Source organism: Rubritalea spongiae, assembly GCF_042652385.1.
Taxonomy (GTDB): domain Bacteria; phylum Verrucomicrobiota; class Verrucomicrobiia; order Verrucomicrobiales; family Akkermansiaceae; genus Rubritalea; species Rubritalea spongiae.
On the sequence record NZ_JBHSJM010000001.1, the window covers coordinates 1,185,934 to 1,203,078 of the forward strand.

Genomic DNA, 17,145 nt, shown 5'->3' on the forward strand with positions numbered 1-17,145 from the left:
GCGCTCAATTCGGAGCGCTTTTTTTATTGGTATAATCTAATAAAACTTACTGAGCAGCCTCTTGATTCAAGGTCGCTTGAAAGACATCGGCTTTCGCCGGTGGAATCGCAAGATCACTTGGCTTGAGCTCTAGATCTGACGTACCTCTGAGCGCGGCTTCAATATCGTCCACAACATCCAGCTCCGGACGGAAATCTGCTGCATGGTAGGATGAACGCACCAACGGCCCTGAAGCCACGTGACGGAAACCTTTAGCTAGAGCGATCTCCTTCAATTCATCAAACTTCTCAGGAGTGATGTACTCAACCACTGGCAAGTGACGTGGAGTCGGACGAAGATACTGACCGAGAGTGAGTACAGTCACGTTATGATCCAGAAGATCATCCATCGCTTTCTCGATCTCTTCCTGCGTCTCACCGAGACCAAGCATCAAACCAGATTTCACAGCCACCTTGCCATCCACCATTTCACTCGATTTCTTGAGAACAGCAAGTGATCGCCAGTACTTCGCGCGGGAACGTACCAATGGTGTAAGACGTTCCACTGTTTCAAGGTTGTGGTTGAAAATGTGAGGACGTGCATCCATCACCATCTGCAAAGCCCAGTCGCGGTCGTTAAAATCGGGAACGAGCACCTCAATGATAATGCCTGGGTTCACTGCGCGAATCTCAGTAATCACTTTCTTAAAGTGTTCAGCGCCACCGTCCTTTAGATCGTCACGAGCAACCGCAGTAATCACTACGTGCTTGAGCTTCATTCGACGTGTCGCTTCAGCTACACGTTGCGGCTCATCATCTTCGAGAGGATCAGGACGAGCAGTCTTCACTGCACAGAATCCACACGCACGAGTGCATTTCTCACCAGCAATCATGAAAGTCGCAGTTCCCTGCCCCCAGCATTCCCAACGGTTCGGGCACTGCGCTTCTTCGCAGACTGTCACCAGGTTAAGATCCTTAACCATCGACTTTGTGTCCCAGAATACAGGATTGTTAGGGAGACGCACTTTAATCCACGACGGTTTCTTGTCCGTGTGGAGCGTAGGGTCCATCTTCATTCTTGGTCCAGCATTGCAGCTCATGCCGCGGAACGTATGCATGATTTTTCAGAAAACAAAGGCTATTTTTGTCCATCTCAACACACATTCAATAAGATACACACCCGCTCATCATGAAGAAAATTCATCCACCTTTCTATTCCTTCGCTCCTAAAATGAAAACTAAGTTGCACCGCATTCGAAAATCTGCGATTCACCACTACGTTCTTAGAAAGAAGCCCTCTAGCCCCATCACTTTTACCATCTACGACCCGCAACTATGAGCATGAATCGCAGCCACCCAAGTATGCCCCAAGGACCAAAAACCGTGGGCTCCATCGCTGACCCTTCACTCCTCGATCACCCATTTTCTGCGGATGAATGTGAAATCATCGAATTCCGCCTTGATGGACTCTTGCGCAATCTCGGCCAAGTCCGCGACACCCTCATCAAGCTCAAATCTAGCCAACTCCAGACACTCATCACTGCTCGATGCACTTCAGAAGGCGGTCTCGCGGAACTCACCACTGACCAGCGTAACCAGCTTATTGGCGGACTTTCGCCACTGGCTACTTTCGTCGACATCGAACTCGCCAACCTCGCTGAGATGGCAACTGCAGCTGAGCAAGCGCGCACCAATGGCGCCCTCGTCGTCGCTTCATTTCATGACTTCAAAAAAACTCCAGACACAGATTTCCTCCGCGACAAAGTGAAACACGCTCTCGACCTCGGTGCTGATATGGTGAAAATCGCAGTCCACCACAACAGCGTGGAAGATATGTATCGCTGCGCCACACTCATGCAAGAAGGCCACTCGATCGCAATCTCACTCATGGGCATGGGTAGCCTCGCACCTGTCTCACGCGTCCTCTATTCCCAACTGGGTTCCTTGCTAAATTACGGATACCTTGGCGATAAAGAGACAGCCCCAGGCCAATGGCCCGCCAGCTTACTCAGCCAAGCCATCCGTGCGAGCAAGCCTTTCTAATCAGCGGAACCCGCGTCAACGAGTCACCCACTTTTAGATTATTGCTTCACTATTTTGACTGGAGCATCGGGAAGTGCTTTGAGGAACATCTTCCCGTAGCGCTTCGTCACCACGCGATTGTCGAGAATAACCACCACTCCTGAATCTTTTTCAGACCGAATTAGTCTTCCTACCCCTTGGCGCAACTTGATCACCGCTTCAGGCACAGAGTAGTCCATAAAGGCATTCCCTCCTTCGGCTTCAATCGCTTCGATCTTCGATTGCACAACCGGATGGTCAGGCACTGAAAATGGCAAACGCGTCACGATCACATTACTCAAAGACTCGCCGGGCACATCCACCCCAGCCCAAAAGCTATCCGTTCCGAACAAAACACTGTGCGTGTCCTTACGGAAAATATCGACCATCTTATGGCGTGGCGTGCCGTCACCTTGCACGAGTAGACGCCATCCCATTTCATCGAAATAGTCCTCCATCGCATCCGCCACATTGCGCATCACTTTATAACTCGTAAAAAGAACGAAGGCTTTGCCCTCTGTATACTTTAGCACTCTGCTAATCCAGTGCACCAGAGCTTCTTCGTATTTTGGTGTGCCTGGATCAGGCATCGCCTGCATCACATAGACCTCCATCTGCTTTTGATAGTCAAAGGGACTACCGATCTGAACCGCCTTTGACTTCTCTGCCCCCACGCGCCTCCGAAAATAACTCATATCTTCCTCACCCGCGCTTAATGTCGCGCTCGTTAGGATGCATGTCCGCCCCTTACCAAACATCGCATCACGCAATCTATCCGCTATATTGATAGGAGCAGATCGTAAACTAAGCACATCGCCATCGCGCCCACCTTTCTCAACCCAATAAACACTCTCTTCATCAGTCTGATCGAGAAATAGGCGTAAGGTTCCGTGCACCTCGCGCAAGCGTCTCGCCCCATCCATCAGTTCCTTTCGCGTGGCCGACTCTTTCTCTAACTTCTCCGCTTCATCCTCGATCACATTCCACAGCTTACGCAAGGGTTCGGCCAGAGTATTGTCGACAATCTCAGGCTCTCGCACGCGACTTTCTTTAGAAAATTGTCCGAACTGGATGCTCTCAGCCAGTTCATCAAAAAAGTCCTGCGCCCGCTCTAACAAATCCTCAGCAGCTTGAATTCCCTCACCACTTCGCAACTGCTTCAACAGCCCTTTTTTGTTGCGCGGGTTGTAGAGCCGAGAAACATCAAAACGCAAGCCAGATTGACTCAAGCGCAAGCCAAGTTGGTTCGCTGCCACTTCTTCCAAAGTATGAGCCTCATCGAAAATCACAAAATCATTCGGAAAAATGTATCCCATATCTCGCTCGTCACGTTCCTCAACCACAGAATCCAGCAAGGAAAAGAAAAGCGTGTGATTCACCACTACCACATTCGCCTTCTCCACACGGCGACGTGCTTTTTGGTAAAAGCAATTACCTCTGGTTCCGCAAGTTCGCGGCGTGCAAATATGCGCCTCGCTGCAAACCTGACTCCATACTTTTGGCGATGGCCGGAAATCTAATTCGCTGAGCGTCCCGTCCGTAGTTCCCTCGGCCCAGTCCCAAATCTCTTTTAATTCCTCCACTTCACTCGTCGTGAACAAATCCCCCTTCGAATCCATTGCGATCCTCAATCGCAGCGGACACACATAATTCTGCCTCCCCTTTAATAAAACCGCATCGAAATCAACACCTAGCAGCTTCTTAACAATCGGAATATCTTTCCCGGTCAATTGCTCTTGCAAGTTGATCGTATGCGTCGAGATCACCGCCTTTTTCCCAGATTCCAGCGCGTACTTCACGGCTGGGATAAGATAAGCCAGAGACTTCCCCACCCCAGTGCCAGCTTCCACAGTCAGCACACGCGATTGCTCCAGCGCACTCGCCACTTCAGTCGCCATTTCTTGCTGTTGAGGGCGATAGGCAAAATCAGGAGACTGCGACAACAGACCATTCTCGGAAAATATCCCGTGAATCTCATCTGCCAGCCCCTCACAAGCCCCTGACCCAGTTCCTTCTACAAACGCAATCATTCCAGCCCATTTCTGTAGACTATTCCCCAACGACTAGCAACCGAAACAAATGACACATCTATAACCAGGCACTGACGCTTTCGCTGTCACTAAAATCCATGAACTCAAGCACTCTTAAACCGTCTTAGCCCCCCCACACTGTCGAAGGTCTCTCAGTCTCAGGTCATTGAAGCATCGCCTGAACGCGATGCTCCAACCATTTCAAAGTCACCAGACTTTGCTCGCAATGACAGGTGACTTTCTGACCTTCGACACTCTGAACCACCATAAACACCAATCTACCCTACGCTGGCAGGGGCGTTCATCCCTAAATGCCCAGCAGAGTTGCTGTCTTATCCCTACTTCCGAGATCGTCCATTGGCACCGCACAACTTGACGCAAACCACTGCATCAGAGAATTCGAACAAGACACTTGACCCATCCCCAACTGCATAAGCGATCACAGACCACTGCTGCGCAAGTTATCTCTTGGCCGGCTCCCACCCATCTTGCGATTTTTACTGAGGTAGTTCCCCTTTAGATCATCAATCACTCCATTCACCCTGCTCTTGCTTCCCAACACAGCACTATCAATAAAATACCGTGACTTGCACCCCAGCACTGCCGAAACACTCAACCTTCCCTCCCGCTCAAGCTCTTTCTCAAGCTCGGCTTCACTAAACCCTCTGCGCTTCTTCGTCGACCTCCTCGCATCAGCCTCCGCCACACCAAAGCTAGCTCCATCCTCATATAGTATCAGCCTGTACCTTCCTGCCACATTGCGCCAGTCATATTTTTCAATACTCCGCGATCCAGCCCAGCCGTCAGCCGCCATGTCACTCTCCATTTCACTGATCACGCGCATGATTCCATTCCGCGCCAGCTTGCCACCTGCCACCGCCTCGGCATAACTGCACCAACGGTAGTCTTTCGGATCAAGCACCATCCCTGCTCGGACAGGATTGAGGTCTATATAGGCCGCCATCGTCCTTGCCGCATAGCCATTCTCCACCAGCACACTCTTGTAACGCGCTTCCCACAGTGTGCCTTTCCGCTGGTGTTTTTTATTATACCAACTCGAAAACCGCTGCTTCAGTGTCTTCATGAAATGCCCGAGATCCCACATCCTACGCGTGTAGCGCTCGCGTAATTCCTGATAAGCCAGCCGTCCCGCCTCAGTAGTGGATGCAGCTAACAGTTCTAACTGCTCGCGCACCATCCCCACGTGCTCCGCATCATACAGGGTTGTGTGCCGAATCTTTCGCAAATTAGTTTTTGGCCACTCAGACGATTGGTTGGTTTCGGTTCTCTTTTACTTATTCAGATTCGTCAAGTTCTCCTGATCGATGCTTTTGTGCTCATCTTCTACATCTATTTCTCTCAGGCGTGCCATATCCAGATAACTACGTTCTTCTGGCCAGCTCTTACTACTAATATGCCTTAATCTCGCGCAGACTAACATCAGAGCACTTTTTCCATCTGGGAAGCTTCCTACAACTCGAGTACGACGACGGATTTCCTTCATAATCCGCTCTAGCATATTATTGGTTCGCAGGCTTCGATGATGCTCTCGCGGGAAGCGATGGTATTCTAAGGTTTCCTCGATACCCTTTTCTAAGATTCTGGCTGCCTTACTCAGCTTTTGCTCACGCAGCCAAGCTATGATTAATCTAGCTTTCTCAAGGCTTGCTGCCGCACTTTCCATCGCATGAATCGCTTTAAGCCTCACTGCTACTTCTTCGCGTTTTGCGCGTGGAACAGCATCTAGAATGTTACGATGAAAATGGAAGACGCAGCGTTGCTGTTTGGCATGTGGATAAACTTCAGGCAGAGCTGACTTTAAACCTGCTCCAGCATCGCTGACCACAAGTCTCATTGACTTGACTCCACGTTGCCAGAGCGACTGTAGTAATTGCTTCCAGCTCTCCGTACTTTCTTTAAGCCCTTCAGAGACACCAATGACTTCGCGCCGTCCCTGTTCATTCACACCTACTGCAATGAGCACACTGATGTTCTCGACTTGTCCTCCCCAGCTTCGTTTTAACCAAATGCCATCCATAAATACATAGGGATAACTCTCTTCTAGAGGGCGAGTTCGCCAGTCTTCTATTTGCTCGTATATTTTCTCATTCAAGCGGCTAATACTTGAAGGACTTACTCTCTCGCCCCAAAGGGCTTCAGTGATGTCCTCGACTCGGCGCACACTTACGCCTGCTAAATACATTTCTACAAGGCTTTCCTCGACGCTGCTTTCGCGACGACGATAACGTTCGATGATTTGAGTTTCAAAACTAGCACCACGTAACTTGGGTACTTGCAGCTTCACCTCTCCAGCTTGAGTGACGAGCTTGCTCTCGTACTTACCGTTACGCTGAGCCTGGCGACTATCACTGCGCTGATAACGGCCAGCTTTGCAGATCATCTCAGCTTCTTTATCCAACAATCCGTTGAGTGTGTCTTCGACAGTACCACGAACCAAACCTTGTAGGTCATTTTTTAGTTCACTGGCATCAATTCGGATCATCTCAGACTTGGCACTCGCCATCACGCTGAGAGGTTTATGGCAAAGTCTTTCTCTGGATATTGTCTGTCCTTTTATATGAAAGGTCATCCCTTTATATTAAAACTATAAATCATTTCGTTAGATGCAATTGAAAAAAAGGAAAATTTTCATACGATACTTTCTCATATGGAGACAACTGAATTAAACTTAAATCAAAATTTTCATAGAAATATACAAAGTCCAGCCGATTTGTAGAAAGCACCTTTACAGCACAAAGATCCCCATTCACCCTGTAAATTAGAATATTGAATACTGATTCGCCAAGAAGCTCCTCCAAATCTTCTCTAAGGGAAGAATTACGCATATCATACACACCCAAATCCCTAGGTGACGCACTATCAATGACTGAGCGGTTTGCTATGAACCATTCTGTAACCTCAGAACGCCAAACATCGTCCGAGATAAACTCACTTCGTTCTTGATCAACTAAAAAAAACACACCCAAAAGGAGTAATGTAGATAGTAGTATTAAAAGTAAAACTATTTTGAAAACTTTAACCATTTGCCTATTACCACTTGTCCATTTCTTTTCGCGCTTCGTTGTTTTCTTTGTAATATCTGAATCCAGTCTGCGACCAAGATTGGGCTGAACCCAAAAAAGCCTGATCTAGGTTATGACCCACTGAGTGATTCGTCAATCCAACCGCTCCAGAAATAGCAGAGTAAGTATTATAAACCATTATAGCACTCGTCATATTCACATTTGAGGCAGAGTACATGGTAAATGACCCCTTATCACCCCTAGCGGCAAAAGCCATTCCAATCACAAGATAATTTATGTTACCTCCAACATCCTGCAAATTATTATCACCTATTATGAATCTAGTAGACGCATATGGGAAAAATATTACATTATCATTCGCTTTCGACCCTATATAATCTGTAAATTCACTTGAGGTCATATCAGAAACATCCATATCTCTCACCCTCAAGTAATTGAGGTACATCAGCTTCTTAAATTCTGATGTGCTAATAAAAAAAGGATCTCCCTTTTTATTCTTAGACAGGCCGTGTCGAATCTTTTCTTCCAGTGCCTCTAATTTCATTCTCTGTATTTGTCTCGATGCTTCATTATTCAATAGATGGACAAACGCAGCAGTATGCGCACCATTAATGAAGCTTCCTCCAGTAATTTCGGCGGCCATTCCTCCCGCAACTGCAGCAACTGCAGTACGTGCAATAAGTTTATCAGATCCAGCTCCATCTATTGAGGACCCCTTCATTAATGAGCCGGCAATCGAACCTGAAAATCCTGAAACAAAACCATCGCCGAAATCACCTCCACTCAACTCAGCTATTCCCCCTTGGGTCACACCATGTGCTGTGGCCCGAACAACTTCTTTTGCTGGGTTGACGAACAAACTTTCTTTAGGTCCAGCTCCTTGAGCTATCCCCATGGTCAGCGCAATACTCGCCGTAGTGATCAGAGCCCCTTTCAAGCCACCTTCAATCGCTGACACTGTGATCTGGAAAAGAGCGACAGCGATTGGTCCTAAGAACGCTGAAAGCACTGTCGAGACAATCGTCTTCCAGTAGGTCTTCACAAAGGATTTAATCTTCTTAAAGAGCTTCTTGAAGAAGAAGCCAGAGGGGTCGGTCATGCTGATGGGATTGTTCAGCACGTAGGAATAACGATTGTAGTTCTGCAGATTACTAGGACTCTGAATGTTCGGGTCGGCGCTGAGGAAGCGGCCGAGAATAGGGTCATAGATGCGCCCATTCATGTGGATGAGTCCTAGACCATCGAGCATTTCGTGGCCGGTGAAGCCACGGTCGGTGGCGGAGTCGCGCTCGGCATTGATAAAGCCGGCCCAGTCAGAGGCATCACGCGCGCGGCCCCAGGCATCGTAGCTAAATTCTTTGGAGATCGTGCGATCTTTGTCGGTGATGGCGATGACGGAGCCGAGGTGATCGCGGTGGAAGTAGTTTTCTTCTGGCAGGTCCAAGTCTGCCTTTTTCACCCATGAGCCGATGACACCGGCTGGGGTGGAGATATAGATACGGGTGTAGGAGATATCCCACTTCGGAGTGGCGTGATCATAGTTCCACTGGTGTTCTTGCTCGAAGAGGGCGCCGACGTAGGTCTTGCGGGTCTTGTCGAGCCAAGTGCCCTGATCGTATTCCTGGCGGGTCTGGGTGACGCGGTTGTTGCCGGAGTCATAGCCAAAGGTAGAACGCTTGTCTGCGACTTCCATGTGCAGTGGCTTGTGGAAACCGGCCCACTTGATTTCGCCTGTGGAGGAGCCGGTAACTTGGGTGATCGCGCCATTGGCATCATAGAGGAAGCTGCGTCCACCTGCAGACGTGACCCGGAAGGGGCTGGAGCCTGTGTAACTATAGCTGCCCACACCTCCACGCGACTGGATATTTCCGAGATCATCATAGGAAGACCAAACCGCATTCTCTCCATCTACTTTTGAAGAGCGCATGCGATTGAGGCGATCGAAGGTGAAGGTCTCACCGAGGCCATTCTTGTTATCAGTGCGGCGGGTGAGGTTACCGACTTTATTGATGGTGTAGGAATGGTCGAAGACGGTGGTAGAGCCATTTTTTACATAAATACGCTCGAGCAGCTGGCTGTCTGCATCATAGACATTAGTGGTTTTTAGGCCATTGCCCGCGAGGTAGCTGACGAGCTGACCATCCACATTGTACTCTGGGTCACTCCACCAGGTCTTACCATTGCTATCGCGTACTTCGGTGACGAAGCTGCGGCTATTGTACACCGTCTCCTGCGAGTGTGAGTACCACGCACGGTAGTGGGTCTTCAGGGCATCATCGAGCGAAGGTGGGCGCCAGTAATGCGTGAGACGAATCGGGCGCGAGTACTGGTCAAAGTCTGTTTGCTGATAGAACCAGCGGCCTTCGATCTTCTGCACAGTGAGGAACTCGCGGTTGAGATCATCGTAGTAGTGCATGCGGCGGAAGCCGTCTGAGGATTTTTCGAGATAGAGTGCGCCGTACTTGCGGTAGTTTGCTCCACCCACGCCATCGTAATAGAAATCGCGCGTGAGGGTGGGAATCGTGCTATCGACGGTGTCGACCACTTCCTGAGTCACACGGCCGAGGTCATCATAGGTCTTGGTGGTGGTATTGCCAATCGCGTCTTCAGTCTCGGTGAGCTGGCCGAGTGCATTGTATGCATATTCCCAAATGCCCATACTCGGGTCATGGAGTTCGATCTGATTACCAAGCTTGTCGTAGACCATCTTGGTGACATTGCCTTCAGAGTCCTCAGTCTCAAGGATGTTGCCGACACCATCGTAACGGTATTGCAGCACGAGGGCTTGATTCGCATCATTGTAGGAGGTGACTGAGGCGGCCTTGCCTTTGGCATTCAGGATGGTGACGGTGGTCTGATTCTTATCCTTGTCACTGGAGCCTTCGACGTAGTTATTGATAGTGGTGGTCGTACGGCCATTGTAGACGGTCTTCATCTGAGTGCCATCGGGTGCAGTAGCAAGGTAAGAGCGGCCAAGCTCATCATAAAGAGTGGTTGTCCAGCGCTTGCTGTCACCCCAATAGTAATTTTCTGAAACTGATACGGTCTGGCCTTTTTCATTGTAGTAGGTGTCTTGGTAGACCCAATTGCCATCAAAGTCCTGCGAGGCGGTGCGGATAGGACGCGCCTGCGCATCATACCAAGTGACGGACTGCGGCGCAGCACTGCTGTTGATGGTGACCTTGTATGCGGAACGGATATAGCTTGAAGTGCCTGAGCCACTAACAGTGACCGAGGTATCATGGGTATAGCTCGTTGTGGTCCAGGTTCCGTCAGGGCGGTCTTCGCGGGTGACACGACCGAGTTCATCATACTCATAGCTGGTGGTGAGACCATTCGGGTCCGTGGCGGTGGCAAGACGACCGTACTTATCATAGGTGACGTGACTGGCATGCCCATAGGCATTTTCTGAGGTGAGATAAAAACGGCCAGAGGGATCTAGATTACTACTTTCCGAGGTGATTATAGCTGAGCCATCGGCTGGATCTACTGTGGTCTTTATCACGCGCCCCTGGTTGTCCCGCGTGTAGGTAGTAGTCACTGCGAGAGCATTGCCAGACTCAACCGTCTCCGTATGCAAGAGCCCCTTAGTATCATAAGTGAATGAGGAGCTGCGTACGATGGTCTCGTTCTGATCTGTAGTGTCTGGGGCGACAGATGTCACTGTGGCCTTGGAAAGGCGGCCAATGTACCACTTGGATACATCGTCGTAAGCGTATTGGTTGACAGTGGTCTGCTTATAACCATCGCCAAAATCCATAACAATCTTGATGTTATTGCCATGAGAGTCAAAGTCGTTGGTGGTGGTGGTGTGGCCGTAGGCGTTGGCTTCCATGTACTCCAGAATCTCAGATTGAGGTTCGTGATATATCGTCACCCCAGGATTAAATTCCGCCTTCCATTCTTCAGATTTCTTGAAGTAGGGAAAAAGAGTTTTACCACCATTGAGAACCTTGGCGTCCAAGGTGTTTTCCGTACGACTGAGAATCTGTCCAGTCGCCCAATGCTCAGTGCTCGAGGAAATAACCATACCTGTGTATGGGAAATCGTGCCTCACCATTTCAGTCCGTGCGAGTCCCGTCACTTCATCTCTAGATAAAAATATCCGAAACCCTAGAAAACCTCTCCCTCGCGTATGAAATTTCGCGTCACTGTATGTATAACTGGTTTCATAGAAAATTTTCTCTCCAGCACTATTTAGAGTTCCTGAATCTTTAAGAACCGCCGATACAGCCAACATTTTCGTAGGCATTGAGACGATAGGAGGCAAGGCATCATGCTCGATCTGAGAATAAATTGTGAGATCCGTTAGTGGACTGTATACAATCTTAGTTTCTACACCCATACTACTGGTGATTTTTGTGATAGCTGCGGGTTTGTTAGCATTGAGCGAAACGTGAAGACCAAAGTCATTTGAGTTCTCATAATTCCGATGATCTATTTTATCCAATAATCCATCACCATTGATGTCAACAAGCTTACTTCTTGTTGATGAATTGGACACCCACAGTGGATAATTCTGCTCATCAAATGAACTATATAACCACCTTCTAGCATTTGATTCGAAACCATCCCCTTTGTTAAGGTTTACCCAGAGACCATATTCATTTGATGAGCTAGAATTGTTATAATAGGAGACCCTATCTAATAACCCATCACCATTTATATCGACTAAATCACGTCTCGTATTATTCCCGTTCACCTCCTTCAAATCAGACTCAGAATTAAGCCCTGTATTCAACCATTTCTGCATTTGATTAAAACCACTTCCGTTGTTGATTGAAACCCATATTCCGTAATCGTCTCCATTAGTAGTCGAGTATTTACAATGATTCACTTTATCTACTAGACCATCACCATTCATATCGACAAGACGAGATACGACATCCGAGTCTAAAACCCATTCGACAAAATTTTGCTCTGACCTATCACTCTTAAACCAGAGCTTTGGAGTATTTTCAAACCCATTGCCAGTGTTAAGATGAACCCACAAACCCTCTGATCCACCATAGCTGTACACAACACGATCTACCAGTCCGTCACCATTCATATCGACTAAGTCTCTGCGTATAGATGAACCTCCTGAGCGGTGTTGAATATCTGACTCAGATCCATCTGAAGTAGCTAACCATAGTTTCATGGGCTCAAAACCTGATCCATTGTTTACAGATACCCAGATCCCGTAACCATTATCTACGGCGTAATTCCGATGATCTAACTTATCTGGCAAGCCATCTCCATTTATATCTATTAATTTCGAAAGTGTGTCTGAATCTGACACCCACTCAATCCTGGCCTGTTCAGGAGCTTCATTTTCACAAGTAAACCATCTTTGAGCAGCACCAAAATGGTTCCCTTGATTGAGATACACCCACATACCGTACTTATTTCCTGACGCAGTAGGGTTATAATGAGACACTCTATCAACCAGTCCATCTCCATTCATATCAATGAGATCACCGTATATCTGGAAACCGTCTGTGATTCTCGGGTATGCATATTGTCCTTCAGCATAAGACAGCCATTTTGATTTCTGAGAAAATCCATTGCCAGTGTTTAGAGAGACCCACAATCCGTAATCTAAACCATTCGCATAATCGCAATGATCAATCTTATCAATTAAACCATCACCGTTCACATCTACCATCATGCTGCAAATATTGGAGTCATTAGTCCAGACAAGCCTATTTTGCTCATCCTTTGAAGAACTGTAAAACCATCTTTCCGCTGCGGCGAAGCCGTTACCATTACTAGAGTTTAGAGACGAAATGTTACGCGCTACATAAATACCGCCTCCCAGAGTTGGGTGATCTTTGTACACGCGGTCTAACAGACCATCACCATCCATATCTATTAAATCTGCATAGATATGACCCGCATCAGACCTATTTTGAATATAGGCCTCTGCCTCACTTTGGAAAGTATACCATTTTTCTCGGGGCTGAAAGGTCTTTGATCTGGTGTTCTCTTGCCACTCAAAGCTGGTTGCCATTGTCTTGCCTGTAGAGAAGTCCCTATATTCAATTGCCTCCAGTTTACTCACTTCAGGAAGAGGGGCGTTTGTGTACTCCAAAACATATTGGTGACTTATGATTCCGCCATTAGTAACTTGAATGGCTCGCAATCTACGTGAGAGACTGAAGTCGGTGCCACTCACATAGTGTGGAATTTTATCAGCTCTTGCTTCAGTAACAAACACTACCCCCAAGCGGTGAGAAGCGGAACCATATTGAATTCCCGAAATATAGCGGAGCTCAGAGCTTGGGTCTTGAGAATAAGTAAAGGTAATGCTATTCCCCGAACTATCTTCAATCTTGTCTAACAACCAGGTTAGTTTTGCCCCCTTATCAGGGTGTCCACTTGTATTAAATACTAAGGAACTTGCATTAGTTTGTCCATAATACTTCGTAAGCCCTTCTTTCGTTTGAACAACAAAGTACTTTGGACCGCTCTGGGATTGCCCATACGCTGTCACCTTAACAAAACTGTCAATCTCAGTGGCATACTCAGAATTGTCTAGTCCATAAGTTCCACTAATACACACGAGACGCTGACCATCTAATGCAAAACGATCATTATCGTCGAAGTCGATACCATCATGATACCCATCCACATCCATGCTAGTAGCCATCCGCGTTATAGAAGAGAGCCCTCCAATAGTGAAACCTTTTCCCAATAGCCCGTTTCCTGAAGTGCTATCGTAATCAATGGATAAGTTAGGAGCCATACCTGCAACACCATCAATAACTGAAATCGGTAATGAATAAGTCGCGGCGCCTGTGTTGGTCACGTTAAGCTCTCCCCCTAGTGAGCCTACAAGATTTTCGCCCCAAAGTGTGGATGTAAAAAGATATGCCACTATGGCTAAAACATTAATACGCTTCATTGAAATAGATATCTATAATTAGAAAATGAATTAACTTATTTCTTCAGGCGAGCATCTCGCATCGCACGGAACTTTTTAAAAAATTCTGAGTTATATTCAGATTTAGGATCTGTATACTTCGGTTCCCGAAGAGAAGCACTAGCCTCTAGGCTGCGCTGAATTTCTTCGCTGACTTCGGTCTCGTCGTTGAGGTTTGGAGCAGGTTCACTTTCCCACTGCTTCTGCAAGATCGGGGTGTTAGATATTGTAGTAGTCGGTGCGGGACTACCTCCTCCAGTCTGAGAATCTTGAATAGCATCAAGCTGTGTACTATTGTTGAGTAGATCACCAACAAACTCATCTTCGGCGGACTTAGAAGTCGCTTCTATGGTAATGGCACGACGATCTTTGCGCTCTTTTACCCATCCATTGATAAATATACAAAAAATTGTAAAAGCACCAAGCCCCAGCAGTAATAAAGACAATCCTTTGATTTTACTCATCTCTTTGTTAGATTTAACCATTACTCAACAGGAGCCATTCCACCCAAAGTCTCATTGATTTCAAACACTCCAAGACCAATCACAGAAATAATAAGGTCCCCTGCCTCCTCGGACTTCGAATCATCAAGTGCAGTTTCGTCATCTTGGGTATTTGGTACAGTTTCTGCAAAGAACTCAGTTCGGTTAGCAATGAGGTCAGAATCCATGTCTCCAAACTCACCGTATACACCATAAGTACCTCCGCTAGAACTTACGTCGGCAGATCTGACAGTCTCATAGTCATCAATGATGCAATTCCCATTTAGGTCACCGATAGAAGTGATGCCTCCAATGTTCGACACTTCATAAAATGTGAGAACAGCTTGCTCCCACACATCAGAAATGCTGTCACCATCTCCATCCCCTTGTTTTCTGATGCTCTGATAACTAGCAAAACTATGCGGGTCTGCTGCGCTCTGGTAGCTGGCTAAGACCCAATCAGCACTGTGTGCAGTATTCGACACTCTAAATTCATCAATAATGCCATCGTAATGATGACCATTTCCATTATTGGATCCAATATTAAAGCTATTCACTGGGCTATAACTCCTATTCCTTCCTGAGACTGAGTGCCAAAGAGCACCATTTAAATAAATCCGCATGGTGCCTACTTCTCGCTGGAACACCCAGTGATTCCATTGTTCTTTATATTGCCCAGGGTTAGCAGCTTTTAACATTCGGTCATAATTCCCAGAGTCCCCAAAAGCGTCCCAAAACACTTTACCATTGCTCCATGGGAGGTGCACGCTGAGCTGGCGAGTTCCTAGAGCTGAGCCCTGAAAGATAACATCGCGCTGAGCTTGAACACTGTCTCCAAACTGCCAGAGCTCTATGGTTACCGAGTCTGTAATATCAGCAAAGGCTCTCACATCTAGCGGGATAGAATCTGCACCTTCAAAGTCTTGAGAACTACCCACCTTCCCTAGGACGGTATCCGTACCATTGATCGTGCCGTGATTTTCACCAGAGCTAGAATCTTCTGCATCTTTCAGATGCCAGACCCCTTGGTAGTTCGTTTGCCAAACGGATCCGTCATTTAAAGAGCTTAAGGAACTAGATTCTGCAGGACTCCCCCAACTTGCAGTAATACTAGTGCCTGTTGGTGTGAGCGTAGGAATGCGCACCCATATGTAAGAATCGCCTACTGGATCCCAAGTATCTATCTCATAATCAAGAAGATTACCCTGGCTATCTCTGAAGCGTAAGTCACGTCCATCACTTGTTAGAAAACCTTTATAACAACCACATATATTACTAAGTTTCACTAGGAACGGGAAATTTGTTAGAGTTTCACTACCAGTATATCCATCAATCACAATTTCCATGCTGTAACCAAAGATGATTTCCTTAAGAAAATCTGTGTAGTTATATACCGAGCCATCAAATAACCTGAAGCTCCACTCGTTTGCATTTTGGGTAATGTCTTTGATTAAAACACCTCCAGTCAATGCATCATTGGTTTGGTGGTTGAGTACAATCCGCAGGTCATTGCCAACTGGCGACGCTCCCCATGATGAATCATGGTAACTCATGCCAGATGTTGAACCATACTCGACACTAATATTCTCAAATGATATACCTTCCCCAAAGACGATTTCATTGGTCACCGCCCTACGGTCTTCACTGTCGATAATTAAATCCCAACCGTGCCCCCATTCCCAACTGTAACTATCATTCCCAGCTCCCCCTTGAAGCAGATCATCACCCTCTAACCCTCGCAATAGATCATCAGCGATTCCACCCACTAGCATATCACTAGCTGGTGTGCCTATCAGAGTGAGTGCATCGGAATTTGTAGGATCTGTACCAAAACCAAATTCTTCAATGACTATTAGTCCATCACTATCGTTATCTTGGTGAACATCAGCGAGAGTATGTAGGCCGTCATTTGGATCATAATCAATCACCCAGCGCTCGAAAGGGTCTCCTATCCCGTCTTCATCCTCATCAATCTCAGAGAGGCTCTCATAAGTAATCTGCTCAATATCTGTAAAGATAGCCCCCTCAGGACCATTTAATAAAACGTGCTCCCAAAGATCTGGCAAGCCATCTCCGATCCCTCCATTATCCACATCTTGAGCGAAGCGAAGAGAGAACACCGACTTGAGCTGGCCGATGTTCGCAGGTTTGAGATTATCTGCAACTGGAGTAGTTCGATCCCATGGAACACCTGCCCAGTTTTCGAGATCTGTGATGACCCCAGTCTGTAACGCTTGGGGTCCAGTCCAAGCTTGTGGCAGACGGCCGTAAAAGGGGTTTGCTAGTGCCTTAAGCTGGCCGAGGTTGAGCGGTGCTTTCTGGGCATCATACCACGCTTGATCAGGATTTTCCGGCTTTTCTGGAAAAACTGATGTAATAACTATCTGAGATGCAATACTTGGTACACGCTGACGCAATTCTGCGAGAGCCTGGGTGGCCATCCATTTGGCTTGGCCGAGATTGGCCACACCATAGTTGTTTGAATCTTGAGTGGCATCGATCACCTCACGCTCTGCCCACCATAGAGGGAGTACCGGCTCCGCAAAGGGTGCTAGCGTGGAAAGAAACATGGCTGCTGACGTGGCAGCAGCAGAAGCACGCCAACGCGTTTTTGGCAGGTGGATAGATTCACTCACAGTGTCAAAC

General features: G+C 47.4%; 9 protein-coding genes. 1 reads left to right on the forward strand and 8 read right to left on the reverse strand.

Annotated features, from left to right (window positions below; translation table 11 throughout):
* Positions 1 to 46: 46 nt before the first annotated feature.
* The gene (gene lipA / locus ACFPK9_RS05535) at positions 47 to 1,078 is read right to left on the reverse strand and encodes a lipoyl synthase (protein WP_377096561.1); all 1,032 of its coding nucleotides are present in this window, start codon (positions 1,076 to 1,078) and stop codon (positions 47 to 49) included.
* Between the two features lie 241 nt (positions 1,079 to 1,319).
* On the opposite strand from lipA, the gene ACFPK9_RS05540 reads away from it, so the two are divergent.
* A complete protein-coding gene (locus tag ACFPK9_RS05540) occupies positions 1,320 to 2,021 on the forward strand; it encodes a type I 3-dehydroquinate dehydratase (protein WP_377093829.1) in 702 nt (233 codons plus the stop codon).
* Positions 2,022 to 2,059: 38 nt separating this feature from the next.
* Here the strand turns inward: ACFPK9_RS05540 and ACFPK9_RS05545 are convergent, their stop codons facing one another.
* From ACFPK9_RS05545 to ACFPK9_RS05575, 7 genes are all read right to left on the reverse strand, one after another.
* The gene (locus ACFPK9_RS05545) at positions 2,060 to 4,069 is read right to left on the reverse strand and encodes an ATP-dependent DNA helicase (protein ID WP_377093830.1); all 2,010 of its coding nucleotides are present in this window, start codon (positions 4,067 to 4,069) and stop codon (positions 2,060 to 2,062) included.
* A gap of 439 nt (positions 4,070 to 4,508) precedes the next feature.
* Positions 4,509 to 5,315 carry a transposase gene (locus ACFPK9_RS05550; protein WP_377093831.1) on the reverse strand — a complete coding sequence of 269 codons (807 nt, stop codon included), beginning with the start codon at positions 5,313 to 5,315 and terminating at the stop codon, positions 4,509 to 4,511.
* Between the two features lie 45 nt (positions 5,316 to 5,360).
* Positions 5,361 to 6,593, reverse strand: a complete 1,233-nt coding sequence (locus ACFPK9_RS05555; RefSeq protein ID WP_377096563.1) for an IS256 family transposase — start codon at positions 6,591 to 6,593, stop codon at positions 5,361 to 5,363.
* Positions 6,594 to 6,681: 88 nt separating this feature from the next.
* Positions 6,682 to 7,113: a hypothetical protein gene (locus ACFPK9_RS05560; protein ID WP_377093832.1), complete on the reverse strand. Its 432-nt coding sequence runs from the start codon at positions 7,111 to 7,113 to the stop codon at positions 6,682 to 6,684.
* Positions 7,114 to 7,120: 7 nt separating this feature from the next.
* Positions 7,121 to 13,999 (reverse strand): toxin TcdB middle/N-terminal domain-containing protein, encoded by a 6,879-nt coding sequence (locus ACFPK9_RS05565; RefSeq protein ID WP_377093833.1) that lies wholly within the window; start codon positions 13,997 to 13,999, stop codon positions 7,121 to 7,123.
* Between the two features lie 35 nt (positions 14,000 to 14,034).
* Positions 14,035 to 14,481, reverse strand: a complete 447-nt coding sequence (locus tag ACFPK9_RS05570; protein WP_377093834.1) for a hypothetical protein — start codon at positions 14,479 to 14,481, stop codon at positions 14,035 to 14,037.
* Between the two features lie 20 nt (positions 14,482 to 14,501).
* Positions 14,502 to 17,135: a DUF2341 domain-containing protein gene (locus ACFPK9_RS05575; RefSeq protein ID WP_377093835.1), complete on the reverse strand. Its 2,634-nt coding sequence runs from the start codon at positions 17,133 to 17,135 to the stop codon at positions 14,502 to 14,504.
* Positions 17,136 to 17,145 lie beyond the last annotated feature (10 nt).

Bases quoted from the DNA above. Each gene is read 5' to 3' on its own strand.
- ACFPK9_RS05555 (WP_377096563.1), bottom strand. From the start codon at position 6,593: ATGGCGAGTGCCAAGTCTGAGATGATCCGAATTGATGCCAGTGAACTA.
- lipA (WP_377096561.1), bottom strand. From the start codon at position 1,078: ATGAGCTGCAATGCTGGACCAAGAATGAAGATGGACCCTACGCTCCAC.
- ACFPK9_RS05540 (WP_377093829.1), top strand. From the start codon at position 1,320: ATGAATCGCAGCCACCCAAGTATGCCCCAAGGACCAAAAACCGTGGGC.
- ACFPK9_RS05565 (WP_377093833.1), bottom strand. From the start codon at position 13,999: ATGAAGCGTATTAATGTTTTAGCCATAGTGGCATATCTTTTTACATCC.
- ACFPK9_RS05545 (WP_377093830.1), bottom strand. From the start codon at position 4,069: ATGATTGCGTTTGTAGAAGGAACTGGGTCAGGGGCTTGTGAGGGGCTG.
- ACFPK9_RS05570 (WP_377093834.1), bottom strand. From the start codon at position 14,481: ATGAGTAAAATCAAAGGATTGTCTTTATTACTGCTGGGGCTTGGTGCT.
- ACFPK9_RS05560 (WP_377093832.1), bottom strand. From the start codon at position 7,113: ATGGTTAAAGTTTTCAAAATAGTTTTACTTTTAATACTACTATCTACA.